General features: G+C 39.9%; 25 protein-coding genes and 1 pseudogene. 19 read left to right on the forward strand and 7 right to left on the reverse strand.

Features of this window, described 5'->3' with window-relative positions:
- The first annotated feature begins 319 nt into the window (after positions 1-319).
- From ACED20_RS00300 to ACED20_RS00315, 4 genes are read left to right on the forward strand one after another with little or no spacing between them, the layout of a single operon-like run.
- Positions 320-1,024, forward strand: a complete 705-nt coding sequence (locus ACED20_RS00300) for a hypothetical protein (protein WP_378103242.1) — start codon at positions 320-322, stop codon at positions 1,022-1,024.
- Positions 1,025-1,034: 10 nt separating this feature from the next.
- Complete coding sequence (locus tag ACED20_RS00305) at positions 1,035-1,775, forward strand: hypothetical protein (protein ID WP_378103243.1); 741 nt, start codon at positions 1,035-1,037, stop codon at positions 1,773-1,775.
- Positions 1,776-1,790: 15 nt separating this feature from the next.
- Positions 1,791-2,498 carry a hypothetical protein gene (locus ACED20_RS00310; protein ID WP_378103244.1) on the forward strand — a complete coding sequence of 236 codons (708 nt, stop codon included), beginning with the start codon at positions 1,791-1,793 and terminating at the stop codon, positions 2,496-2,498.
- 24 nt (positions 2,499-2,522) lie between these two features.
- A complete protein-coding gene (locus ACED20_RS00315) occupies positions 2,523-2,675 on the forward strand; it encodes a hypothetical protein (RefSeq protein ID WP_378103245.1) in 153 nt (50 codons plus the stop codon).
- A 741-nt stretch (positions 2,676-3,416) separates the two neighbouring features.
- Here ACED20_RS00315 and ACED20_RS00320 read toward each other — a convergent pair.
- The 6 genes from ACED20_RS00320 to ACED20_RS00345 all read right to left on the reverse strand — a co-directional run bounded on the left by ACED20_RS00320 (position 3,417) and on the right by ACED20_RS00345 (position 7,113).
- The gene (locus tag ACED20_RS00320; protein ID WP_378103246.1) at positions 3,417-3,728 is read right to left on the reverse strand and encodes a hypothetical protein; all 312 of its coding nucleotides are present in this window, start codon (positions 3,726-3,728) and stop codon (positions 3,417-3,419) included.
- Between the two features lie 19 nt (positions 3,729-3,747).
- Positions 3,748-4,074 carry a helix-turn-helix domain-containing protein gene (locus ACED20_RS00325; RefSeq protein ID WP_378103247.1) on the reverse strand — a complete coding sequence of 109 codons (327 nt, stop codon included), beginning with the start codon at positions 4,072-4,074 and terminating at the stop codon, positions 3,748-3,750.
- A gap of 35 nt (positions 4,075-4,109) precedes the next feature.
- Complete coding sequence (locus ACED20_RS00330; RefSeq protein ID WP_378103248.1) at positions 4,110-4,538, reverse strand: transposase; 429 nt, start codon at positions 4,536-4,538, stop codon at positions 4,110-4,112.
- A 225-nt stretch (positions 4,539-4,763) separates the two neighbouring features.
- Positions 4,764-4,907: a hypothetical protein gene (locus ACED20_RS00335; RefSeq protein ID WP_378103249.1), complete on the reverse strand. Its 144-nt coding sequence runs from the start codon at positions 4,905-4,907 to the stop codon at positions 4,764-4,766.
- 131 nt (positions 4,908-5,038) lie between these two features.
- A complete protein-coding gene (locus ACED20_RS00340) occupies positions 5,039-5,473 on the reverse strand; it encodes a transposase (protein ID WP_294198922.1) in 435 nt (144 codons plus the stop codon).
- A 437-nt stretch (positions 5,474-5,910) separates the two neighbouring features.
- Positions 5,911-7,113: an aminopeptidase C gene (locus ACED20_RS00345; RefSeq protein ID WP_294198923.1), complete on the reverse strand. Its 1,203-nt coding sequence runs from the start codon at positions 7,111-7,113 to the stop codon at positions 5,911-5,913.
- A 336-nt stretch (positions 7,114-7,449) separates the two neighbouring features.
- Between ACED20_RS00345 and ACED20_RS00350 the strand changes: the two genes are divergently transcribed.
- The 14 genes and pseudogenes from ACED20_RS00350 (at position 7,450) to ACED20_RS00415 (ending at position 22,545) form a co-directional block, all read left to right on the forward strand.
- Positions 7,450-7,968 (forward strand): RNA polymerase sigma factor, encoded by a 519-nt coding sequence (locus tag ACED20_RS00350; protein ID WP_294198924.1) that lies wholly within the window; start codon positions 7,450-7,452, stop codon positions 7,966-7,968.
- A 12-nt stretch (positions 7,969-7,980) separates the two neighbouring features.
- Entirely contained in the window at positions 7,981-9,102 is a 1,122-nt protein-coding gene (locus ACED20_RS00355) for a TonB-dependent receptor plug domain-containing protein (protein WP_378103250.1), read from the forward strand.
- Positions 9,103-9,656: 554 nt separating this feature from the next.
- Positions 9,657-10,031, forward strand: a pseudogene (locus ACED20_RS00360) (thrombospondin type 3 repeat-containing protein); the annotation flags it as partial.
- Positions 10,020-11,474, forward strand: coding sequence for a VWA domain-containing protein (locus ACED20_RS00365; protein WP_378103311.1), 1,455 nt, complete (start codon positions 10,020-10,022; stop codon positions 11,472-11,474). The pseudogene ACED20_RS00360 and the gene ACED20_RS00365, both read left to right, overlap by 12 nt.
- A gap of 122 nt (positions 11,475-11,596) precedes the next feature.
- The gene (locus ACED20_RS00370) at positions 11,597-12,772 is read left to right on the forward strand and encodes a peroxiredoxin family protein (RefSeq protein ID WP_378103251.1); all 1,176 of its coding nucleotides are present in this window, start codon (positions 11,597-11,599) and stop codon (positions 12,770-12,772) included.
- Between the two features lie 117 nt (positions 12,773-12,889).
- Positions 12,890-13,393 carry a GbsR/MarR family transcriptional regulator gene (locus ACED20_RS00375; RefSeq protein WP_294221466.1) on the forward strand — a complete coding sequence of 168 codons (504 nt, stop codon included), beginning with the start codon at positions 12,890-12,892 and terminating at the stop codon, positions 13,391-13,393.
- Between the two features lie 124 nt (positions 13,394-13,517).
- Positions 13,518-13,898 carry a hypothetical protein gene (locus ACED20_RS00380; protein ID WP_378103252.1) on the forward strand — a complete coding sequence of 127 codons (381 nt, stop codon included), beginning with the start codon at positions 13,518-13,520 and terminating at the stop codon, positions 13,896-13,898.
- A gap of 404 nt (positions 13,899-14,302) precedes the next feature.
- Positions 14,303-14,704 (forward strand): hypothetical protein, encoded by a 402-nt coding sequence (locus ACED20_RS00385; RefSeq protein ID WP_294221459.1) that lies wholly within the window; start codon positions 14,303-14,305, stop codon positions 14,702-14,704.
- 78 nt (positions 14,705-14,782) lie between these two features.
- The gene (locus tag ACED20_RS00390) at positions 14,783-15,589 is read left to right on the forward strand and encodes a DCC1-like thiol-disulfide oxidoreductase family protein (protein ID WP_378103253.1); all 807 of its coding nucleotides are present in this window, start codon (positions 14,783-14,785) and stop codon (positions 15,587-15,589) included.
- 10 nt (positions 15,590-15,599) lie between these two features.
- A complete protein-coding gene (locus ACED20_RS00395) occupies positions 15,600-16,055 on the forward strand; it encodes an SRPBCC family protein (protein WP_294231526.1) in 456 nt (151 codons plus the stop codon).
- 38 nt (positions 16,056-16,093) lie between these two features.
- A complete protein-coding gene (locus tag ACED20_RS00400; RefSeq protein WP_294198932.1) occupies positions 16,094-16,801 on the forward strand; it encodes a YqjF family protein in 708 nt (235 codons plus the stop codon).
- 146 nt (positions 16,802-16,947) lie between these two features.
- Complete coding sequence (locus ACED20_RS00405; RefSeq protein ID WP_378103254.1) at positions 16,948-17,859, forward strand: TIGR01777 family oxidoreductase; 912 nt, start codon at positions 16,948-16,950, stop codon at positions 17,857-17,859.
- A gap of 586 nt (positions 17,860-18,445) precedes the next feature.
- Positions 18,446-19,888, forward strand: a complete 1,443-nt coding sequence (locus ACED20_RS00410) for an alpha-L-fucosidase (RefSeq protein ID WP_378103255.1) — start codon at positions 18,446-18,448, stop codon at positions 19,886-19,888.
- Positions 19,888-22,545: a glycoside hydrolase family 3 N-terminal domain-containing protein gene (locus ACED20_RS00415; protein WP_378103256.1), complete on the forward strand. Its 2,658-nt coding sequence runs from the start codon at positions 19,888-19,890 to the stop codon at positions 22,543-22,545. Before ACED20_RS00410 ends, ACED20_RS00415 begins: the two co-directional genes overlap by 1 nt.
- Before the next feature lie 34 nt (positions 22,546-22,579).
- On the opposite strand, the gene ACED20_RS00420 is transcribed toward ACED20_RS00415, so the two are convergent.
- Positions 22,580-23,596 (reverse strand): hypothetical protein, encoded by a 1,017-nt coding sequence (locus ACED20_RS00420; RefSeq protein WP_378103257.1) that lies wholly within the window; start codon positions 23,594-23,596, stop codon positions 22,580-22,582.
- 367 nt (positions 23,597-23,963) lie between these two features.
- On the opposite strand from ACED20_RS00420, the gene ACED20_RS00425 reads away from it, so the two are divergent.
- Positions 23,964-24,227, forward strand: a complete 264-nt coding sequence (locus ACED20_RS00425; RefSeq protein WP_294198936.1) for a hypothetical protein — start codon at positions 23,964-23,966, stop codon at positions 24,225-24,227.
- Positions 24,228-24,504 lie beyond the last annotated feature (277 nt).

Here is a 24,504-nt window from a genome sequence, read left to right on the forward strand (position 1 = left end):
TACATTTGCATTATAATTCAGCCATTAGAATTGGTTGATACTACTGCTTAAAATACGGTATTGATTTGACAGAATATAAAGCAGTTTCAAATAACATAAATAATGATGACACGATTAAGATGAGAAAAAATTCTGCATTACAGCAATTATACGCATTATTCGTACCTGTAAAAACAATTGGACCCGCGATTTTACAGCAATTCGAAAAATCCGGATTGCCACTTTTGTTATCTTGCCGGCGTCTTTACCAGACGACGCAGGATCTGCGGATTACTACCGTATCCTTATATAATTTTCAATAAACAATAAAAAAACCACAATGAAAAAAATTTTATTTATTGCCCTGCTGCTGTCCGGGCTTTCCGTAAAAAGCCAGGTGGGGATCAATACCGACAGTCCTACAAAAATGCTTGATGTCAACGGTGATCTCAGGATCAGGATGTTGCCTCAGGGAAACAATTCCCAAAGCTTACTGATTACTGATTCCAATGGCAATATGTTGAAAATGGATGTTCCCGAAATGCTTCCTTCAAAAGGAGACATCAAAGACACCTACTACGCCGGCGATCATGACGGCTGGTACCTGCTTGATGGAAGAAATATCAACAGCCTTCCGGCTAATGCTCAGGCTACAGCCGTTTCCCTCGGTTTTACCTCAACCCTGCCCGATTTTGCGGGGAAGTATGCAAAAGCGACTTCAGGTGAAGCACTGTCGTCTGTAGGGGGAAACCCTTCTTACAATATAACCAAGCAGAATATGCCGAGTTTTTCTTTTTCAGGCAATACTTCCGCAGCGGGCAGCCATAACCATTATGCAAACGACCGTACACCTCATGGAGGAGGAACCATCTGGGGCTATACCACCGGAGGTACTGTAAATTGGTGGACATATACTATAAGAACCACCAGTGCCGCCGGGGCTCATTCCCATACGCTTTCCCTGAACTCGAACGGATCCGGGCAGGCCATACCGCTCGCTCCTGCATTTATTGCTGTAAATACCTTTGTTTATTTAGGACTTTAAAAACATACTTATGAAAAAAAACAGATTTCAGCTTATTTTGCCCATATTTACGGCATGTTTTATTCTTACTTCCGAAAGATTGAGCGGCCAGGTCGGTATCAATACCACACAGCCTACGAAAATGCTTGATATAAACGGGGATATGAGGATCCGCCTGTTACCTGTGGCTTCCGGTGGTACTTATCAGCTCACTGCCGTGGATGCAAACGGCAACATCAGTTCTGCAACCCTCAGTATTCCTACCCGGAATATCGGGGACATTAAAAAAGGATTTCAGTCTGCCGACCATGACGGCTGGTATCTGCTCGACGGAAGACCGTTGAATACACTGCCATCCGGTGCACAGAATAATGCAAACAGCCTTTCGCTCACCAGCCTCCCCGATGCAAGGGGAAGGTTGCTGAAAACAAAGACCGGCTCAGAACAGCTTGCGGCCCTCGGAGGAAGCAATACGGTAACACTCAGCCGTGCCAACCTTCCTTCTTATAATTTTACGGGAACCACATCTGCGGACGGGCAGCATAACCACTCCGTTCACGAAGTGCATCAGAATACCTCTGCCAATCAGTTGAATTTCAGGTATTCCCCTACCTGCTGTGCCGTTTACGGATATAATTCGGAAACCAGATACACCAGTACACAAGGGGATCATACCCATAGCTTTTCGGGGAGTTCGGAAGGAGGAGGAACCGCTTTTTCCATTATTCCCCAGCATATCAGTGTAAACACTTTTATCTATTTAGGAAATTAAATTTACTCTTATAAAATGAAAATAATATATTATATAATTGTCTGTATGGTCATTGGAAGCACCGTAGAGGCACAGAATGTCGGTATAGGTACGGAAACCCCTACCAGAACCCTTGATATAAATGGAGAAACCAGAATAAGGATGCTGCCTTCAGGGAATATGCAGGATAAGGGAGTGGTTACGGTAGACCAGGACGGCAATCTTTACAGGGCAGATCGCATTGTCGTAAAAGGCGATTTGAAGAGCGGGTTGGAAACCCAGGACCACAAAGGCTGGTACCTGCTTGACGGAAGAAGCCTCAACTCCCTGTCTGCAAGTGCCCGGAACGCCGCATTGTCATTGGGATTCACATCCAACCTGCCAAATGCCGAAGATCGAATCATAAAAACACGGACGTCAGGCCAATCGAACGGCACCATTGGGGGCAACAATACGACAGTACTGGTGCAGGCAAATATACCGGCTTATACGATGACCGCTGCCGTGAACGGTGTCGGGAACCATACCCATAGCTGGGAGGACCAACATACTTCGTCCAGCGGAACACAAACGGTGCCGGATGGAAGCAGTTACGCCCACTATCTTGAAGGATGGGATATCGTGACCAGCGGAGCCGGGCAGCATACCCATTCCGCGTCAGTTTCTACCGGCGGATCATCAGCTGCTTTCTCTGTTTTGCCACAATACCTTACGGTAAACACTTTTATTTACCTGGGTGAATAAATGATGCTGTAGTGATTTTAACTTATGGATCGCCTGGCAAATGCTGAATATACATTGTTTCAGAATACGGTCCGTTTAAGATCATTCTTCAGGATAGCCAAGAATGACGATTATTGGCTGTTTAAAACCGATGCCTCGGGGAATATTGTTGAAGTACCGGACGTCGGACAGCGGTAAAATCCTTTTTCATAGAAAACCGGACCCGTATCTTATCGGATAACGATTGATTAAACACAATGTTCATTATACCCGATAGGTATTTTAATGACCTAATTGACAATACCTATATTTTAGCCCGCCGCCTTTGTGCCGCGGGCTTTTTATTTGATCCGGTTTGGGGGGATTTATGATAAAAAAGTTCCCACAGATCGTACGGATTTTCACGGATGATTGTGTATAAGTGATACTGTGGTTTCGGGTAACCTTTACCGCCGGTAGGTAAAAAATCCTCCTACAGATGGCATGGATTTACGCGGATCATTGCGCTTTATTTTCATGACAAAATGTGATTAATAATAAATGCTAAATTTAAACTACAGATTTGCCCATATTTTCACAGATGATTGCGCATATTTTATTGCTTAGGATCATAAAAACAACATTATAAAAATTTTAGTACAACGTTTGTCATTGAATGTGTTGAATCTTCGATTTCCCGCAGGGTTATCTAAACATAGTGTTTGAGATTGGATTGGATTGGATTGGATTGGAGTGGTGCGTATCTGTATGAGGACAAATGAGGAAAACTTCAGCCATCGGCATTTTCCTTCTTGGGATTTGAGAGACTAAGCCAGGCAGTATGTATATACAGTTTAGCTTAAATTTAAAATAGCTGTCTGTTTAAGCAGAATATAGATTGAACCTTATATAAGTGCTATTTTATCCTGACTCCCGAAGGATTTCTTTACAGTAGAGAATTCAGTTGCCGAGATCTTTGACTTTGTAACGCACACTGGTTACCAGGTCTTTTTCGAAATCAAAGATCAGATAATATCTTTTTTTATTTCTGGTTTCTATATAATAGCTCCAGCGGTCTGTAAAATCGCTGACACTTCTTTGAGAGCCGAAAAAGGATTCTATTTCAGATTTATGTTTGCCTGTCCATTCCGTGCTTTTAACAAGCTTATGAACAAAGTATTTCCTGGATGCAGGAAATTTCTTCCATAGAAAACTTCTGATGTCATGATCAGATTTGAATTTCAGTGTTTTTGTAAGTAGTGGAAGCATCATTTGTGTTTTTCTCAGGTATTTAATAGAACTGTTTTTTCCATTTGCTGATAGAGTTCCTGCTCAGGCGGAAATGTTCAGCCGTTTTCATGTTGCTGAGGTTATGTTTCTTCTGGTAATCAAGAATTTTCAGAATTGAACTCTTTGTGTAGGAACGAAGTTGCTGGTTGTCATGAAAGGTTTCCTGATCGGGCTTACCGAATATTTTTTCATTGATTTCGATAATATCCAGTGGCGACAGCGATTTGTTGGTCAGCAGCTTCTCACAGGACTTGGCCTTTTCAGGAAATTTCTTGGTGATGATGTCGCGGTAGATTCTGTTGTAATTTACGGGAACTGATTTTTTCATCGTCTTAATGTTTATCGGATATCAATCTGTTGTTTTTATTTTCGTTTGCTGATCCACTTGTAGAGCGTGGTTTTGGGGATGCCATAATGTTCCATCACTTCCTGCTTGGTTTTTTCACCGGTATCTATCGATTCCAGAATAAAGTTGATGATTTCGGTGGTGTAGATGTTTTTGCGGAACTGGGGCAGCGACGATTTTTCCATCTTCAGGCTTTCATCAGGATTATAGGCCGCAGGAGGAGAGTAAAGGATCAGGTGCTGGCTGTAGATCCTGAAAAAATCATAATCCAGCAGTTTGCTCCATCGTAAAATCTGCTCCGAATCCAGGCTTTTGCACCCATAGATTTCCGAAAGCTCGGCTTCCGTACATTTCATAAAACTGCAGATTCTGCCGGCCTCTAGTCCTTTTTCTTTTACCCTCGCCCGGATAAGTTCCCCCAAATGGATATTTTTGAAATTTTTCATAATTCGACTGTCTTATATAGTTGAATTTTAAACATCATTCTGATCCTGTAACAACCTGGCGTTTTAGTATTGAACCCTAATTAAGCCTTGGCACGGAACTGCCGCTTATATACACCGGAGCAGTGCTTACCTGCTGTTTAGGCATATCCGGAATGATGATCATTCAACAAGGCGAATTTATAGGTATTTTTTGAGGTACGTTAACCAAAAGCTGTAGGATTTTTGCTACAAAACTTGTAGAGGGATCATTACAAGACCTATTGAAAATAAGAAAATAAAGGTCAGGACAAACTGCAAAAGCGTATCCGGCATCGGGATTTCATATCCCATTGGGATGATCGGATCAAATGCTGCAGGAATATTTTTCACAGGAAAAACCTTTCGGATATTAAAATCCGACAGGTCTGTAGATTTACTCGGGTGCAGGGATTTTATGCCTGGTTTATATTTTCCTGCCGGTTCCTTTTTGGCAAACAGCCGGAACGGCTGATAGAGGAATGTTATTGTTTCTTACGGCTGTTGATCCATTTATACAAAGTCGTTTTAGGGATACCATATTCCTCAATGACCTCTCTTTTTGTTTTTTTGCCTTTGCTTATCAGTTCGAGGATGAAATCGATGATCTCCGTGGTGTAAATATTTTTACGGAATTGAGGCAGGGATGATTTTTCTTCTTTAAGGTTTTCACTTTCCTTATCGGGTACGGGTGGTGAGTAGAGAATCAGGTGTTGGCTGTAGATTCTGAAAAAATCATAGTTCAGCAGTTTGCTCCAGCGGAGAATCTGTTCAGAATCCAGGCTCTTCAGCTCATAAGTGGCAAAAAGTTCTTCTTCGGTGATGTTCATGGAGCTGCAGATTTTCCGTATCTCTATGCCTTTTTCCTTTACCCGCATCCGGATGAGTTTTCCCAGGTGGATATTTTTATAATTTTTCATACCTCGTTTGTATTTTATAGAGTTGTAATCTTATCAAAGGTTTTTTCTATTCATCTTATTAAACATTTCCCGGAAGATAAAATCAAAATTATGTGATTTTCAGACTGTTTCTACTGCTGTTCCAGAGGTTGTTAAATTAAGCGAATGTATAAGTATTTTTTGAAGATATAGTATATAATTAATAATAATTTTGTGGCGTAATGTAATAAAAGCAGTTGTTTTGTATTGGAAAAAGAGATTAATAAATGAGCTGTAAAGATGAAGCCGGTGGCCGGAAATCATGTATAGTACAGTAAGGAAATGGGATCCTGCTTCATTTGGGTGCACTTTAGAAACAACTTAAATATATCAAAAAAGCCATCTCCAAAATATGGAAACGGCTTCTAACAGATTAAATATCTAAAATTGTCATCGTTCAATGACAATAATGATTCGGTTTATAGTCCGATGCTTTGGTTCGGTTTCAGTTGTTTTCTGATGCTCTTTGGCAGGGCATCCTTATGAACCAGGATAGCCGTCGATTTATATTCGACATAAGGTCTTGTTACATAAATATATCCTTCAAAATCATTGGTTACACCCCATGAATTCTTCACCATATAATATTCTTTTCCCGATTGATCTTTCGCGAGACCTACGATGTGCATTCCATGGTCATCTGTTGTGGAAAGGTTGTTTAAAGCCTTCTGACGCATATCTTCGGTGATGGTTTTATCTTTTTTCGGCTCGGTGAATAAGGTTCCTTTATTGTCTTTGGTAATTTGGTCCAGATCCATGTCCGGAACATAGGCTACCCCGTTTTTGTAGGAAAAATACGGCTCCGACACATCGGTTGCCCAGCCTACGGAATAGCCTTTATTTACGGCATTGTCAATGATCTCCGTTAAATCTTTCATAGGCACGTTCCAGTCGGAATCATGGCTCCAGTTATCCGGGATCGGAACAACAAATTTTTGGTAATACGGGTAATCCTTGTAGGAAGAAAGTTCCACATAATCATCAGGGTTAATGCCTACGACTTCTTTTGCGAAAGTCTTCGGCGTATACGATTTCCCTTGATAAGTAAAATTCGCCGGAACTTTTCCCAGGTATTCATCCAGGATCACATCTACGGAAGACATCCAGTTATCCGTCAGCTTTCCTTTCGATCCGGCCTGAACCAGGCTGTCGAGCACAGGCTTCAATTTACCCTGCATCTCGGAGAAATTGTTCAGGGTCTGCCCCTGTCTCAACCCGGTATAGGCATCCTGGGGAACCGCACCGTATTTTTTATACATATTGATGACATCATGCAGCTCTCCGCCGTCGCCCCAGCTGATCGCGCCGTTGTTCAGAACGTATAATTTTGCTTTATCATGGTAAGAATTCCTTGCCGTAAAAATTTCTGCCAGGTCAACGGGCTTTTTACCCATCCTCTGCATTTCAGACTCCAGGAAAGAATTTCCCGAATAGCTCCAGCACGTGCCGGATGAACCCTGGTTCTTTACTGAAGTGGCTCCTACATCTTTCAGTGTGGTAAACTGGAAATTGGCATTCTGGGATTGATTGTTTTTTAGCTTGTTGATTAAGTCATCCTGGGCAAACATCATACTTCCTGCAGACAAAACAAAAAGTAATGATATAAATTTGGTATTCTTCATTACTGTAAAAAATTATATATACGAATAGTCGTTGCTAATAGAGATTCGTTACAGGACTAAAGGTTAAATCCCTAGGTTAAATTTTATGACAAGACAGGAAATGAAATTCCCGAAACGGAGTTTAACGTTTGGCAGATCAGAAATTTTTAATATAATGTAATAAATTTACGATGCAGTAAAAAAGCTTTTTAAATGGCGTAGAGTGTTGATTTTATTTATATTAAATCATATTCGGAATTTGTCTGCTCCCACGAATTAAATTATTTTAAAAAAAAGTTTACGATGTTTCCAACCTTTTGGAAACTTTCTGCATCTATGTAGATATAAAGCCTGACTATGGAACGAGAGCTATTATTGGAATGTCAGCGGAACGACCGGAATGCCCAGCGAAAAGTCTATGAAAAGATGGCCGGGAAGCTGTATTCGGTATGCAGACGTTATCTTAAAAATGATGAAGATATTGAAGAAGCGCTGGCCGACAGCTTCTACAAAATTTTCACGAAGATGAACCAGCTTCAGAATCCGGATATTTTTGAATCCTGGGCCAGAAAAATTGCGGTGAACGAATGTCTGCAGAAGTTGCGCACGGCGAGGGAACTTCATATTCCTTTGGATGAAGACCATGCCTTCTCCGCTGATTTTTCTACGGAAAACATATCCTTTGAAAAAGATATTTTAAGCCTCCTGAATTTTCTTCCCGAGGGATGCAGGGCCATCTTTAATCTCTTTGCTATTGAAGGCTATCCTCATAAAGAGATCGCGGATATGCTTTCCATCAGCGAAGGCACTTCAAAATCCCAGCTCAATTTTGCAAGGAAGAGACTGCAGGAACTGATGGTAAACCAAAACATTTAAACTAAAAACGCAATGGAAAACAACAGCATAGATAAAACATTCAATGAAGCTTCCAAAACCCTGGAAGAACCTGCGACTTTTCCGGGATTCGATAAAGTCTGGGCAAAAGTAGAGGAGAAGCTGGATAAGAAAGAAGAGAAGAAAAGAAAAGGCATGGGGCTTTGGATTCCCTATGGTATTGCGGCAAGTCTTCTGATCGGTTCCGGGATTTTTTATTTTACCTCTGAAAGCGAAACTCCGGCAGTTCCGAAACAGGCTATGGCACAACAGATCGTTGCCCCAAAAAGTCAGCAGGCAGAAATAGCCGCCAATATCCGGAAAACCGACAGTATGGTAAAGGCAAATATCCAAAAGGAAATATTTAAAGCCCCGACGGCAAAAATAGCTTACCGGAAAGTTCCGGAAATAGATGTTCCCCATGCAGTTGCCCGTGTTTCCGACATGCCTTTACCACAGGTTTTTCCCAAGGAAACAACAGCCGTTGCGGAAGATAAAATCATAGCGGATACCGAAAAACGCTATCATGCAGAAGAAGTTATTACCACCGGGATCAGAAAAGAAAAGTCTTCTATGGTTCAGGCCCTTGCAGCGAATTCTACTGTAAAAAAGAAAATATACGAACTCAATGCCGTTGCCGATACCGCTGAAGCTGTATATCCGGCGTCCGTATTTAACCGCAACGAACCTTTGCAGGAACCTGAAATCCTGGCTTATAATAAAGGATATTTTAAGAAGGACAACTTTGTTGCCAATAATCAGTCCGGTTCCGGAAACAGGCTTGGAAACAAAGAAGTTGCCACCGTAATCCGGGGAAAAATGGCAGGAGTAAACATCAACTCCATATCAGAGGTACCGGGTTCCGGAAAAGTGGATATTTCCATCAGCTGCCAGGGCTCTTCCCAATTAAACAATAATCCGTTGTTTATTATCGACGGAGTTGCTGCAACGCAGGAGGTATTCATCAGGCTGGATCCAAAGAAAATTGAATTCATGCAGGTGTTCAAAGGGGAAAAAGCTACTGCACTCTTCGGGAGCAAAGCGGCAAACGGCGTGATCCTGGTCGAAACCAAAGACATTTCCAAAAAGGAAAAACGAAGGCTGAAAAGGCTTCTGAAAGAAAAGTTACCTCGATAATCATGATAGACTTCTAAACTAACGTGAACTCGAAATAGAAAATAGAGCAAAAGGCTGGAAGAAGGAAGCCGGATGCCGGAAGTCGGAAGTTTCTTCTGTTAAAAGATTGCCAGCGGTCTTATAAATTAAATGATCTTATTTGCTGTATTGTATTAAGAAGAAGATTCCGGGGGTATTTTTTTTTCTTTATATTTATTAAATCGTTGGAAATGAATTGAATACTATCGGGTTTACATTAAACTAATGCCCATTCACTATACATCTGAAAAAAGAAATTTCTCCGGAAATTTCTTTTTTTAATCCTTTTGAAGAACCAGATTTCTTGTAGAGATCAGAAACCATGAAGTAAGCTTAACAAATCATCTAAACAAATAAAATATTTATCTGCAACCTTTTCAGATTTGTACATCTTATACAAAAGAAAATGTAAACGCAGATACAAAATAATAAACATGAAAAAAGCAGGAATAGCCATACTGACTCTGATCATCCTGGAAGGTTGTAAGACCAGAACAGCTTCGGATCAGAATAAGGAAGAAAGAAAATTAGATTTTTCAAAAGATAAAGATCAGGACGGCGTTAAAAACAGACGCGATAAATGTCCGGAAGTTCCGGGACCTGTAGAAAACAAAGGCTGTCCGTGGCCGGATGTGGATGTGGATGGGATCCCTGATAAAGACGATCAGTGTAAAGAGGTTCCGGGACCTATACAAAACAACGGCTGTCCGTTACCGGATTCGGATGGCGACGGAATAAATGACGAAGACGACGCCTGCCCGACTGTAGCCGGACCTGCGGAAAACAACGGCTGCCCATGGCCGGATACCGATGGCGACGGAATCCTCGATAAAGATGATGCCTGCCCAACCGTTCCCGGACTGCCGGAATACAACGGCTGCCCGAAGCCGAAAACGGCAGTGGCTGAGGAAATTTCTTATTCGCCCGAGAGATCTTCAGCCAAACTGGCATCTAAAGTTTCAGGTGTAAAAATTACCAAATCCAAAACCAAAGACAGAAAAGTTAAAATAACTGAAGATTTTCCGGAAGCCGGACAACTTACTGCCGGAGAAGTAAATGATTTCTTTAAGTGGAATTACTGGGAGGATATGGCTGCTCCTGTTTTGTCGGAATGCAAAAATCAGTGGAAGATCTTTCCTGATAAAAGAGTTTCTGTACAACTCGTCAATAAAAATGGGAAACCTGTTATCGGAAAAAGAATAAAGCTTCTGAATGAGGAAAAGAAAGTTGTCTGGCAAGCAGTTTCAGATAATAAAGGAAATGCTGAATTGTGGATCAATCCGCGAATAGATTATAAATATTCATCCGTGAAATATTCAATTTCAGATGATAAGGGAAGGATACTGTCGGATAAAGTAAAATTATTCAGAAACGGGCAAAATATCATTTCCTTAGATGCGCCATGTCTTACAAAAAGAAATCTTGATCTTGCCTTTGTGGTAGATGCAACAGGATCTATGGGAGACGAAATTTCCTATCTACAGGCGGAATTGCTGGATGTCCTTAAAAAAGTGGAAAAGAAGCTTCAGAATACCACAGATGTACGTTACGCTTCCGTATTTTACAGAGATCAGGGTGACGAATATGTAACCAGGGAATTTAATTTTACGGACAAAGCAGAAAACCTGATTAACTTTATTAAAAAACAGGAGGCCGGTGGTGGCGGAGATACACCGGAAGCAGTGGTGGAAGCTCTGGATTCTTCCATTGAAAAACTGAGTTGGAGCAAAAGTAATTCCACTAAAATTATGTTTTTGGTCCTGGATGCTCCTCCGCACTATTCACAGGAAAACATTGACAAGATATATGAAAAAGTAAAGCTTGCCGCTGAAAAAGGGATCACTATTATTCCATTGGCAGCCAGCGATACCGATAAGGAAACGGAATATATTATGAGAACTTTTGCCCTGCTTACGAACGGAACCTATACTTTTCTTACCAATCACAGCGGAATCGGCAACAATCATATTGAACCGACCACAGATTCTTATGAAGTAGAAAAATTAAATGAACTTTTATTAAGACTCATTTTACAGCGTTCAACAATACCATCCTGTCAATCCAACTCTAAAAACGAGTATATCTATAAGAAGATTGAAACCGAACTTGAAAATGAAGAACATCCTAAGATCAAGATCTATCCGAATCCTACAAAGGGTTTACTCCATATTCAATCCAATAAACTTATTGATGAATTATATGTATACGATTTCAGCGGAAAAGTTTTAATCAGAAAAGAAAAGTTGCCGAAGGGAACAAATAATATTGATATTACTTCTTATCCCCAAAGTGTATATTTAATGCGATGCAGATACGGTAAACAATGGGACACATTTAAAATTATTAAAAATTAAGTTAGGTGGAGTGGGCATTCTCAGGAATGCCTGCTTTTTATTTAATAGCTGCCTGTCTCAGACATTGGGGAAGTATACATCTGATGTAAATTTTGTATTTTTGAAGGAATTAAAAACATATCATGAAAAACTTTAGCTATCTGTTCAGGCTTATCATCCTGGTATCTGCGTGCATTAGTTTACAGCTGAGTGCGGGAACTCCTGAAAACGGGCTGGATATCTTCAGAAAATTTTCTCAAAAATTGCAGTCGTTAAAAAAGGTCAATTATCACTACACAAGAGAATTCACCTATCCCGCAGAAGACTATCACAGCAAATCGGAAGGTGAAATGTATATTGATTTCAGCAAAGAAAATGATCTGGTGGGCTTTCGGTATCAGTATAAAGATCAGGACGGATTTTCTGTTTTCAATAATTCCGGGTTTTTTGAAACCTCTGCGGCTGACAGGACCATTCATATAAAAAACAGGATGAAAGCGGCAGATTTTGAAGGTTTGTCCGCTTTGTATAATTCGATAATCACCTTAAAGAATATCCTGCCTGCAGTAATTGGCGATAAGAATATTGTAAAGGATGTTAAGGATACGCTCATTGGGAAAAAACATTTTTACCTTCTCAACTTTACTATGCAGAACCGCTTCCCTAATTATCTTGGAACAGGTTTTACGGCAACCACTGAAAAAATTACATTTTACAACAAATTAATTGTCGACAGAAAAAGCTTTATGCCTGTCAGTTTTATACAGCTTAAAAAAGGGAGCCGGGATGTCAACAGGACCGGGTTTTCAGATATTGTGGTTGATCCTGGACCTCCGTCGGACAGCAGCTGGTACTATTCGAGTTATTTAAAAGAATACAGGCAGGAAGAGAAAAATGTACCAAAGATTATCAGCATGGGGCAAAGTGCTCCGGATTTTACGCTGGATAAAATCGCAACCGCTGGAAAAGTCAGTTTACATGAATATAGGGGAAAGATTATTTTGCTGGAATTCTGGATCAGGAACTGCAGCTACTGTATAAATGCGGTTCCGGAATTAAACAGATTACACCGCAAGTACGACCCTTCAAAGTTTAAATTGCTTGCTGTTAATACAACAGACAGCCGAAAGTCGATTGAACAGTTTATATTAAAACACCAGGTAAACTATGACGTCCTGTCGGGAGAAGAAACCGTAAACAAAAATTATGGGATATCAGCATTTCCCCAGATGGTGCTGATTGATAAAAACGGAGTGGTTATCTATTCGGGGGATTTGAACATACAGGTATTGGATTCACTGATCAGTACGAATTTATAGGTAAGTTCATAACATTACTCAAATTAAAGGAAATAATTTTAAATTTAATTTTCATAAATTATTGAAAATTCAAAAAATATAATTACATTTGTCATAAGAAACTGAAACAACAAGACAATGACACTTTCGGAGGCTAAAGAAAAATACATCCAGACCTGGGGAACATTTGCGACCAACTGGGGGATCAACCGTACGATGGCGCAGGTGCACGCTTTGCTGATCGCGAGTGAAAAGCCGCTATCAACCGATGAGGTGATGCAGCAGCTGGAAATTTCCAGGGGAAACGCCAATATGAACCTCAGGGCTTTGATGGACTGGGGAATTGTAAGAAAGGAGCTTGTAAAAGGCGACCGCAAAGAGTATTTCGTAGCCGAAAAAGATGTCTGGTTCCTATTCAAGCAGATTACCAAAGAACGCCGAAAAAGAGAAATAGAACCGGTAATTTCGTTTCTGGAAGAACTGAAAGACATTGAAGACAAAGATTCGGAAGGTGCGAAAGAATTTATCAGGCTGATGGACGACTTCAGTACGGTAACGGGAAAAATAAACAACATCATGGATCTTGCGATCAAAAGCGACGACCACTGGCTGGTAGGAAAAATTACCAACCTATTGAAGTGATAAAACGAAAACTTTGTCAAAATTCTGAATTTTGACAAAGTTGAACCAAGGCAAGGAGCCTTTTTTATTTAACATTAACTTTCATAAATTATTGAAAATATAATAACAATAAAAACCTAAAAGCATGAAAAGTAATATTTTAAAAGGAGAAGTAATACTTCAGACGATTATTAGTCTTACATTATTATGGTACGCTGCTACTTGTTATTACCAAAAAGTATCGGGATCAGAATTTTTTATTGCTCTATTCTTTATTGGTGTTTCAAATATTGTCGGTTTCCTGGTAAGGGTTTCATTAAGCAAAAGCAGGTTCCACCGGTATTATTTTTACGGCGTTATTCTGTTTTTCGTGATCCTGTATTTCATGGCAGTATTATTTAGTGATTCTAAAATGGATTATGTAATAAACTTTATGGGAATCGGAGGTATATTTTTTAATATGTACTATCTCGGGTATGGTTTTTATATGGTGAAAACAATGCATCAAAATAAGACAGCGGAATAAAATTTTTTCAGATTAAATTTCAAAAATTACTGAAAATATAATATTTATATAATGTTTACTCTGGTTTCATACATCCTTTTTCTTTCTGTAAGCTCGTACCTAACGATTGATGTAGGGCGAAGATGTTACCATGCAGGAAAGCATTATCTGCACTATCTCATTCATGATTCTGATCTTTGTCTTACGATTAACAGGATTCTTTTAGGGTGTTATTATCTGATTAATCTTGGTTACATCGCGATTAATCTTACCCACTGGGACAAAGTAAATTCTCCGGAAGAGGTTTTTAGCGTCACTGCTATAAGAATAGGGTATATAACTTTAATTCTTTGCGTCTTACACTTTATGAACATTTTTGCCCTTTACTTTTTAAGAAAAAATTTAACTATAAAATAATAAAGACTATGAATCCAACAATTCTTACCACAACCTACAATTTTGAGGCATACATGATCTATCTGCCAATCGTGATCTTGCTAACCGTGCTGGTTTCCCAATTTCTCTTCAAAAACTCCAGAACCTTTATGATCGATATTTTTCATCAGAAAGAAGATATTGCCATGGCCACCAATTCCTTATTCAAGATCGGGTTTTATCTCTTAAATATCGGTTTTGCACTTTGTATCGTTGAATTTTTCCAAATCGAAACCGTAGAAAGGCTGGTCGTTGCTTTGAGCGAAAAAATCGGGGGATTTTCCATTTATCTCGGAATCATGATGCTTCTGAACCTATTGCTTTTCCTGAAAGGTCGTAAACACGCCATGAGCAAAAATAAAATCATTAAAAATGAAAACACTGCTGTTTAAAATCTGGATGTATTTTACCTTCAAAATTCAGAAAAAAAGAACAAGAGGAGACTTTTTAAACCTTTAAAATCAGTAACGATGAAAACCCTTAAAAACCATACCCTCATCTATGACAGCGAATGCCCCATGTGCAACCTGTATTCCCAAGGCTTTATTGTCGCCGGGATGCTGGATCAAAACGGGAGGGAAGCTTTTACCGAACTAAGTACTGAAAGCAAAAACCTTATGGATTTCAACCGTGCAAAAAATGAGATTGCCCTGATCGATCACAAGAAAAACCATGTTACTTACGGCCTGGACAGTCTGCTGCTGATTATCGGGAACTCTTTTCCGTTGCTGGAAAAAATAGCCAGGATTAAGCCTTTATATACCTTATTCAAAAAGCTTTATTCTTTCGTTTCTTACAACCGCAAGCAGATTATTCCTTCAAAAAACGATCATGGAACCGATGCCTGCATTCCTGACTTTAATCTGAAATACCGGTTGGCTTATATTGCTTTCGTAGCCATTTTTTCCGGATACATTTTAAGTGTGTTTTCAGCCAAATTGGGATTACATCATCATTTCTGGAGGGAAGCCGGGATCTGTGCCGGGCAGATCTTATGGCAGACCGTATTTCTGAAGACGTACCTCAAAGGAAAGCTGTGGGATTACCTCGGAAATATGATGACCGTTTCCCTCATCGGAACCGTTCTGCTGATTCCCGGAGTATTCCTGAACCTGAACGCTACTTCTGCATTTATCTATTTCGGAGCTGTAGTAGCTGTAATGTTCCTGGAGCACATCAGAAGATGCAGGATATTGGCGCTGAGTATCGTTCCGACGCTTTCCTGGACGCTTTTCAGGATGACCGTTTTAGCGATCTTAATCTTGAATAATCTTTAAACAATTGAAAATGGCCATTATCCGTTTACAGACAACCATTCAGGCCGACATCCGGAACGTCTTTGATCTGGCCAGAGATATTGATTTGCATCAGAAATCCACATTCCGGACAGGTGAAAAAGCAGTTGCCGGAAGAACTGCCGGACTCATCGAACAAGGCGAAACCGTTACCTGGAAAGCAAAACATTTAGGCATCGTACAGACTTTAACCACACAAATTATTAGCATGCACAAGCCCTATCATTTTACCGATATTATGCTGAAGGGTGCATTTAAATCCATGAAGCACCAGCATCTTTTCAGGCAGGAAGATCGGTACACCGTTATGACCGATATTTTCGAGTTTGAATCCCCGTTCGGAATCATCGGTAAAATATTCAATGCCATATTCCTTAGAAATTATATGAAGCAATTCCTTTTGGAAAGAAACCGTATGATTAAAAGTGCCGCCGAAGCAGACTTTTAGAATAAAAATTTTTATCATTTTATTTAAACAGTAACATTATGAATTTCCTAACAGCAGAATGGCGGAAACTGGCCATCATCAATTACGAAATAAATCCGGAACTTCTCTTACCTTATCTTCCGGCAGGCACGGAACTGGATTTTTATTATGGCAAATGCTACATCAGCCTTGTCGGATTTATGTTCTTAAACACAAAATTATTAGGATTTCCGATCCCCTTTCACCGGAACTTTGAAGAAGTCAATCTGAGATTTTATGTAAAGAAAAAAGAAGGAGATCAATGTAAAAGAGGCGTGGTTTTTGTGAAAGAGATCGTTCCGAAACCTGCGCTGAGCCTGGTTGCCAATTCAGTGTATCAGGAACATTACGAGACGATGCCCATGCAAAACACCATTCATCATACAGATAATGAGGTATTGATCCGGTATTCCTGGAAAGACAGAACATGGCATTCCATTACCGTAACTGCCGGAAATAACCCTTTGCCCATGAAACCCGATTCTGAATTTGAGTTTATTACCGAACACTATTTCGGATTTACAAAAAAGAAAGATAAAACGGCAGAATATGAAGTATGCCATCCGAAATGGGAATACTACGAAGTAAAAAATCATGATGTTAAAGTAGATTTTGAAAGTCTCTACGGAAGCGGTTTTAGATACCTGAATCTTCAGCGGCCTATCTCTGTAATGCTGGCGGAAGGTTCTAAAATACGGGTGAAAACGAAGAAATATTTACAGAGATAATGAATGGTTATGAAAAATGAGCACCTACTGCAAAACATGAAAAACTGACGCAAAGTCCAATGGTAATTATTGCTATTTTAAGGAAGCAAAGTAAAGTGGCAAAGCCACCTTTGAACCCTTAATTTTAACCTCTAAATCCTTTTCCCATGAAAATCATTATCGCCGCCGGAACCGGCTTTCTCGGAAAAAACCTTGAACAATATTTTACGGAAAAAGGCCATCAGGTCTACATTTTAACCCGTAGCCCAAAACGCAGAAACGAGTTTCACTGGAATGCCAGAACATTAGGCGAATGGAAAAACCTTCTGGAAACTACCGATGTTCTCATCAATCTCGCTGGAAAGTCCGTAGATTGCCGATACACCGAAAAAAGCAGAAATGAAATTTATCATTCAAGAATAGACAGTACCAGAGTGCTTCAGGAAGCGGTCGATCAATGCAATCATAAACCGAAAATCTGGCTGAATGCCAGTTCGGCAACCCTCTACATCCATTCCGAAACCCAATTGAATACTGAAGAAAATGGCATCATTGGTGATGATTTTTCGATGAACATCTGCAAAAGCTGGGAACAGGAATTTTTTAAAGTTGAAAATGAAAATATCCGAAAAGTCGCTTTACGGACATCCATTGTAATCGGAAACAACGGCGGTGCCTTTCCTAAAATGAAAATGCTTACAAAATTCGGGCTTGGTGGAAAACAGGGCAACGGCAATCAGAACGTGAGCTGGATCCATATCACTGATTTCTGTAAAGCGGTGGAACATATTATTAATAATAAGAATATCTCAGGAGCCATCAACATTACGGCTCCCCATCCTCGGCCAAACGAAATATTCATGAAGAATCTGAGGAAGGCCATGAAAATCCCGTTCGGACTAAATGCTCCGGTATGGCAGCTGGAAATCGCCTCCGTACTTTTACAGACCGAAACCGAATTATTACTAAAAAGCAGAAATGTGTATCCTGAGAAATTGGTAAAAAGCGGTTTCATGTTTATCTATCCCTCTGTTGAAAAGGCATTTGACGATTTGATCCATAAAAATCAGAATTCGTGAGATTTTAAATTTCCCAAAGATTTCGCTGATTTTCACGGATGATTGCGCATATTTGCTGTGTTTGGATAATTTAGCCACAGATTTACTCGGATTTGCACAGATAATTGCACATATTTGACGACGGGACTTTGATTGAGCTCAGTCACCGGATTGTCCCTGATTTATGGAGTGTATAAAAACTTCAACGCTACGTTTGTCATTGGCTGCTTCGAATCTATGATTTCCTGCAGGGAATCTCTACATTGTATTAACGAACAATATGGAAAGATTCGCGTTTAGATTATTGCAGAATGACAAATGAGGTGAAAAATTGCATTTCATTGTGTTCCCAGGCATTATTTGGGTTTGCATATATTTTAGAACACCTGAAATTAAAATCTTTAATTTTTAAAAACTTCTGCGGACTTTTCAAATATTCATTATCTAACTTTATGATCCGGCATAATGATCTTTTGTAACTTTTGTGGTTAAAATGAACAGCTAATAATTGTTTGTTAAACAATGATTTATAGCGGAAGACTAATAAATGACCTACCACTTTTGCTGTTTCCGTAAATGATGATTAAATTAGCCAAAACTAAACTTAATGTTCATCAGACCGAAAACGAAAACACTATTTCTCTCTTCATTACTCTTTTCCTCCGCTTTTTTTTCACAGGCCCATAATGTCTCCGAAGGTTATCAGAAGCCTACGGATCCTCTGGTGATAAAGAATCTGGAGAACTGGCAGGATTTAAAATTCGGACTGTTCATGCACTGGGGAACCTACAGCCAGTGGGGAATTGTGGAAAGCTGGAGCCTCTGTCCGGAAGACGAATCCTGGACACAGCGGAAGCCGGAGCATGGGAAATCGTATTACGAATATTTGAAAAATTACGAAAATCTCCAGACTACATTTAATCCGACACAATTTAATCCGCAAAAATGGGCGGATGCGGCAAAAAAGGCAGGAATGAAATACGTAGTGTTTACCACAAAACACCATGACGGGTTTGCCATGTTTGATACCCAAGAGTCTGATTATAAAATAACGTCCCCAAAAACTCCCTTTTTTAAAAATCCGAAGGCGGATGTAACGAAAGAGATCTTCAACACCTTCAGAAACGAAGGTTTCAAGATCGGAGCGTATTTTTCCAAGCCCGACTGGCATTCCGATGATTACTGGTGGTCCTACTTCCCGCCGAAAGACCGGAATGTGAATTATGATCCGAAAAAATACCCTGAACGATGGGAAAACTTTAAAAAATTCACCTTTAACCAGCTGAACGAAATCACTTCCCGCTATGGTAAAATAGACATCCTCTGGCTGGACGGAGGCTGGGTGCGCCCGTTCAATACCATCGATCCGAAAGTAGAATGGCAGCGGACGATTAAGGTGGAGCAGGACATCGATATGGATAAGGTCGGAACCATGGCCCGTAACAATCAGCCGGGAATTATCGTGGTAGACCGCACCGTTCCCGGAAGATGGGAAAATTATGTGACACCCGAACAGGCCGTTCCCGAAAAAGCCCTGGATATTCCCTGGGAAAGCTGCATCACCATGGGCGATTCTTTTTCCTATGTGCCCAACGACAACTACAAGTCTTCCCAGAAAATCATAGAAACGCTGGTGAAAATCATTTCCAGGGGCGGAAACTACCTGATGAATATCGCTCCCGGCCCGAACGGTGATTATGATCCTGTTGTTTATGAAAGATTAAAGGAAATTGCAGGCTGGATGGACAAAAACCAGTCGGCGGTATTTGCTACCCGCAGCATCGCCCCTTATCACGACGGTAATTTTTATTATACCCGGAGTAAAGACGGAAAAACAGTAAATGTTTTCCACCTGGATGAAAAAACAGAGTACGAATCTCCTTCGACCTTCCATTTTGAAATCCCGGAAAACTATAAGCCGAAATCATTGAAAGTGCTGGGGCTGTCTGGAAAAATTCAGTGGAAGAAAACGGGGAATTCCATTGACGTTCAGTTACCGGAACAGAGAGCCGCATTAAAATATGCAACCGTTATCCAACTTACACAATAATGAAATTTAATACGATTGCCATCGGAATCTCATTGTTGGGTTCCATCGTTATATCCGCTCAGAAACCTTTGTATAAAGATCCGAAACAACCTGTAGAGGCCAGGATTCAGGATTTGCTTAAAAGAATGACCCCCGAAGAAAAATTCTGGCAGTGCTTTATGATTCCTGGCGATCTGGATCATGTCCCGAAAGGGCAGTATGCACACGGGATTTTCGGTCTGCAGGTAAGTGCCGGAAACCAGGGCGGCGGTGCGGCCGGACAGATGCTCACGTACAACGCCAATGAGGATGCGGAGAAACTGACCCAAAAAATAAATGCCATCCAGAAATATTTCGTTGAAGAATCAAGGCTGGGCATTCCGATCATTCCGTTTGATGAAGCGCTGCATGGGCTGGTGCGGGAGGGAGCCACGGCTTTTCCACAAGCCATTGGTCTGGCAGCGACTTTCAATCCTGAACTGGTGAAGCGGGTTTCAACAGCCATCGCCAGGGAATCTAAGCTGAGAGGAATCCGGCAGATTTTAACGCCTGTGGTGAACTTAGCGAGTGATGTCCGGTGGGGAAGAACCGAGGAAACCTACGGTGAAGATCCGTTCCTGACTTCCGTTATGGGCGTAAGCTTTGTCAGTTCCTTTGAAAACATGGGCATCATCACTACGCCGAAACATTTCCTGGCAAACGTCGGGGAAGGCGGCCGCGATTCGTACCCGATCCACTGGAGCAGGCGGTATCTGGAGGAAACGCATCTGGTGCCGTTTGAAAAAGCCTTCCATCAGGGAAAAAGCCGGTCGGTGATGACATCCTACAATCTGCTGGACGGAAGACCTTCGACCGCCAGCCATTGGTTGCTGACGGAAAAATTAAAGAAGGAATGGAATTTTAAAGGATTTGTCATCAGTGACGCGAGTGCGGTGGGCGGAGCCAATGTGCTGCATTTTACGGCAAAAGATTATGATGATGCTTCGGCGCAGGCAATCAATGCAGGACTGGATGTAATTTTCCAGACCGAATACAAACATTATCAACTTTTTATCCCGCCGTTGCTGGACGGACGGATTTCAAAAGAACGTATTGATGATGCCGTGGCACGCGTGCTGAGGGCAAAATTTGAACTCGGATTGTTTGAGAACCCTTATGTTTCCGATAAAGATATTCAGGATTTAAGAAAAATAAACCATAAGCCGTTGGCGGAAAAAACCGCTGTGGAATCTTTCGTTTTGTTGCAGAACAATAATAAAACACTTCCTGTTCCGGAAAATGTGAAAAGAATTCTTGTCGTAGGAACCGATGCGGCTGATGCAAGACTCGGTGGATATTCCGGGCCGGGAAATAAAAAAGTAAGCATTCTCGACGGAATCCGGAACTTTGTTAAAAACAGAAATATTGAGATCACCTATTCAAAAGGAATCGACTGGAACCTGAAAAAGTTTGTCACTGTTCCCGCTGAATTTTTATCTTCCGTCAATGGCAAAGGTCTGAAAGGTAGTTATTTTGCCAACCCGGATTTAAAAGGTAATCCTGCATTTGAAAAACAGGACGAACAGCTTAATTTTAAATGGACCTTATATTCGCCGGATCCTGAAAAGCTACAGCCTGATAACTACAGTGTGCGCTGGACCGGAAAGCTTCTGGCACCGGAGTCGGGGAAATATCAGCTGGGCCTTCGCGGAAACGACGGTTTCAGGTTGTACCTTAACAGGAAATTGCTTATTGACAATTGGGAAAAACTCAGCTATTCCACCAAAACGGTTGATCTTGATTTTGTTAAAGGACAGTCCTATGACATTGCAGTAGAATTTCACGAAAACAGGGGAGAAGCCAACATAGAACTCGTCTGGAATTACGGGCTGAATGATTATAGAAAAGATTTTGATGAAGCTTTAAAACAGGCAAAAGATGCAGAGTACGTTATTGTAACCACCGGAATCCATGAAGGAGAATTCCAGGATCGTTCTTCGCTGAGCCTGCCGGGAAACCAAGAAGCTTTTATTCATGAAGTTTCAAAACTGAACAAGCCAACCGCAGTAATTCTTGTAGGCGGTTCTGCTATAAAAACAACAGACTGGAAAGATGAGGTGGGAGCCATTCTCGATATCTGGTATCCGGGTGAAGAAGGCGGAAATGCCGTGGCCAAGGTATTGTTCGGAGCAGAAAATCCTTCAGGGAAACTGCCGGTTACGTTTCCGGTGGAAGAGGGGCAGCTGCCTTTATCCTATAACCATCATCCCACCGGAAGAGGAAACGATTATTACGACCTGAGCGGAGAACCGCTGTACCCGTTCGGTTTCGGATTAAGCTATACAACTTTTGAAATTTCCGGTTTACAGTTGAATCAGACGAAATTTACTGAGAATGAAAATATTGTTACAAAGGTGAATGTAAAAAATACGGGCTCAAAAGCAGGCAGTGAAGTGGTACAACTGTATGTAAAAGACCTGCTGGCTTCGGTCTCAAGACCGGTTATCGAGCTGAAAGGTTTCCGGAAAGTTTATTTAAAACCGGGAGAATCAAAGCAGGTTTCCATTGAAGTTCCGGTCAAAGAGCTGCAATTTCTGGATGAAAAGATGAACTGGACCGTAGAAAAAGGGACATACCGGATTTTTGTGGGGAATTCTTCAAAGAATCTTCCGCTGAAACAGAATATTGAGGTAAAATAAATCAAAATTAATTTTACAAAAAGCAGTGATTTTATTAATTGTATTTTTTGAATATTTTTAAATTTCTAATCGTAAAGTAAACAAATGGCAGGCCCAATAAAGATAAAATTACGATCATAGCATAATTATTACGTTTTCGTGATTCAGTAACTTTTTCTACATCAATAAATGAAATATTTTTGTATTGGACCTGCCTAATCTCAATACTGCAATAACGGAAATATTTATCAAAAAAATTCGGTTTTTTTGTTTCTGATATTTTTTTCTCATATTCTTCTTTGTGGATACCAATCGTTATATCTTGATCTTTTTTAAATGATTTTAAAAATTCTTCATCACTTTCGATTGCGTTATAATTTATCCCTGATATCAGAAATGAAAAGTTAGGATAATCCACCAGATTAATTTCAAATTTCCTGCTGCCTTTTGCTCCTTTTACCGTTTTGATTTCAGCATTCAGTTTTCCTGTAATAAAAACAAAATTATGGTCTTCAGTTTTTTTGAAGTTATAAAAATGGCTTGAAAGATAGAATAACAATATTGCCAGAATACCGCAGATAATTGAATATTTTAGATATTTTCGATGGGATATCTTTTCATTTAATTTTTTATTGATTTTTATCCTGCCCGTGATTTTAAAATAAAACTGGTGAAAATTCAAGTATTCTGTATCAACAAATGTCAGTTTTTTATTTGCATTTAAGACAAGATAATATGCTCCCCACGAATCATATTTGCCGGAAAATTTTTTAGAATAATGGGATTGTATTTCTGAAAATTTGTAGGTCTTTGTTTTAAAAAATCTTTTAATTTCAAAATGGTCTTTATAGACATAAACAACTTTTTGATTGAGCAAAGAGAAAATAAGATATATAATAAATGAGATGAATACGAAAAAAGATAATGCTTTAAGCCTTTCTTCATAAATATTTTTCGGCTGGAAAGAAGTATTGAATAGATAAGATATAAAAACTGTAAAAAATATTCCCAGAATGATAATAGATGTGTTTATCCGGCTTTTTTCTGATTTCACAATTAATTTGTCTTTCATAGGGGTTTTCAGTTATTCCAGTTTATTCTAATTGTACCTATTTCAAAAGTAAAAATTTAAATTTAGAATGGTCGATTTTTAAGTTTATATTTTACAGCCTGTTTAGATTTTATTTAATAATTTTTATTAAGTTTTACTTTAGGTGCTTAATCCAAAATAAGCAACGTTTATTCTAAATTAAAATTAAGAAACATTTAGGTACGAAGCCGTCAAATTCAGTTTATTAATTCCTTAATGTTAAAAACTTTAAACAGCCTCTAAAAGGTCCTCATTTTTATCATAATAAGATTTTGGTATAGAAAATGCAATCAGCAATTTGATAATCAGAATGATGTATTCTTTAAAATCATTCAAAAAAGTAAATGTCATGAAAAAGTTTTTTATATCAACCGTCGTATTGCTAGGATTATCGATGAACGTTTATGGGCAGAGACGTCCGCCTGCACCGCCACATCCTTCGAAAGGTCAGTTGGTCAACAGCAAATCTCAGGAGCTCGCACAAAGATACAACAGAGAGAGGAAGCTGATCCTGAATCATCCTTTGGCCACAAAAAAGATGAAGAGAGACCAGCTGAGAGCGCTGAACGAAAGATATGCCAATGAAAAACGCTTGCTGAGAAGCGCAAGATAACATAATCGTTAACTTATAAAGAACAAAAAAGTCCGTTTCATCTATTGGAGCGGACTTTTTATGAATACGAATTCAATAGTTTGCAAACAAGATCATTTGATAAGTAGCAAATTAGCGGGTATATTAACGGAAAGTACTTCCAACCTCCAGCTTCCCTCGTCCAGCCTTATAATACCATCCTTTCTTCTGAAAACGGCCAGGAAATTTCGCTGTCTGCCAATTTCAGGGAATGCGTCATTTCCAATATTTTTCCTTAAATTCGCATAAAAATTTTTAT

The sequence above is a fragment of the Chryseobacterium sp. sg2396 genome (assembly GCF_042610505.1).
Classification (GTDB): domain Bacteria; phylum Bacteroidota; class Bacteroidia; order Flavobacteriales; family Weeksellaceae; genus Chryseobacterium.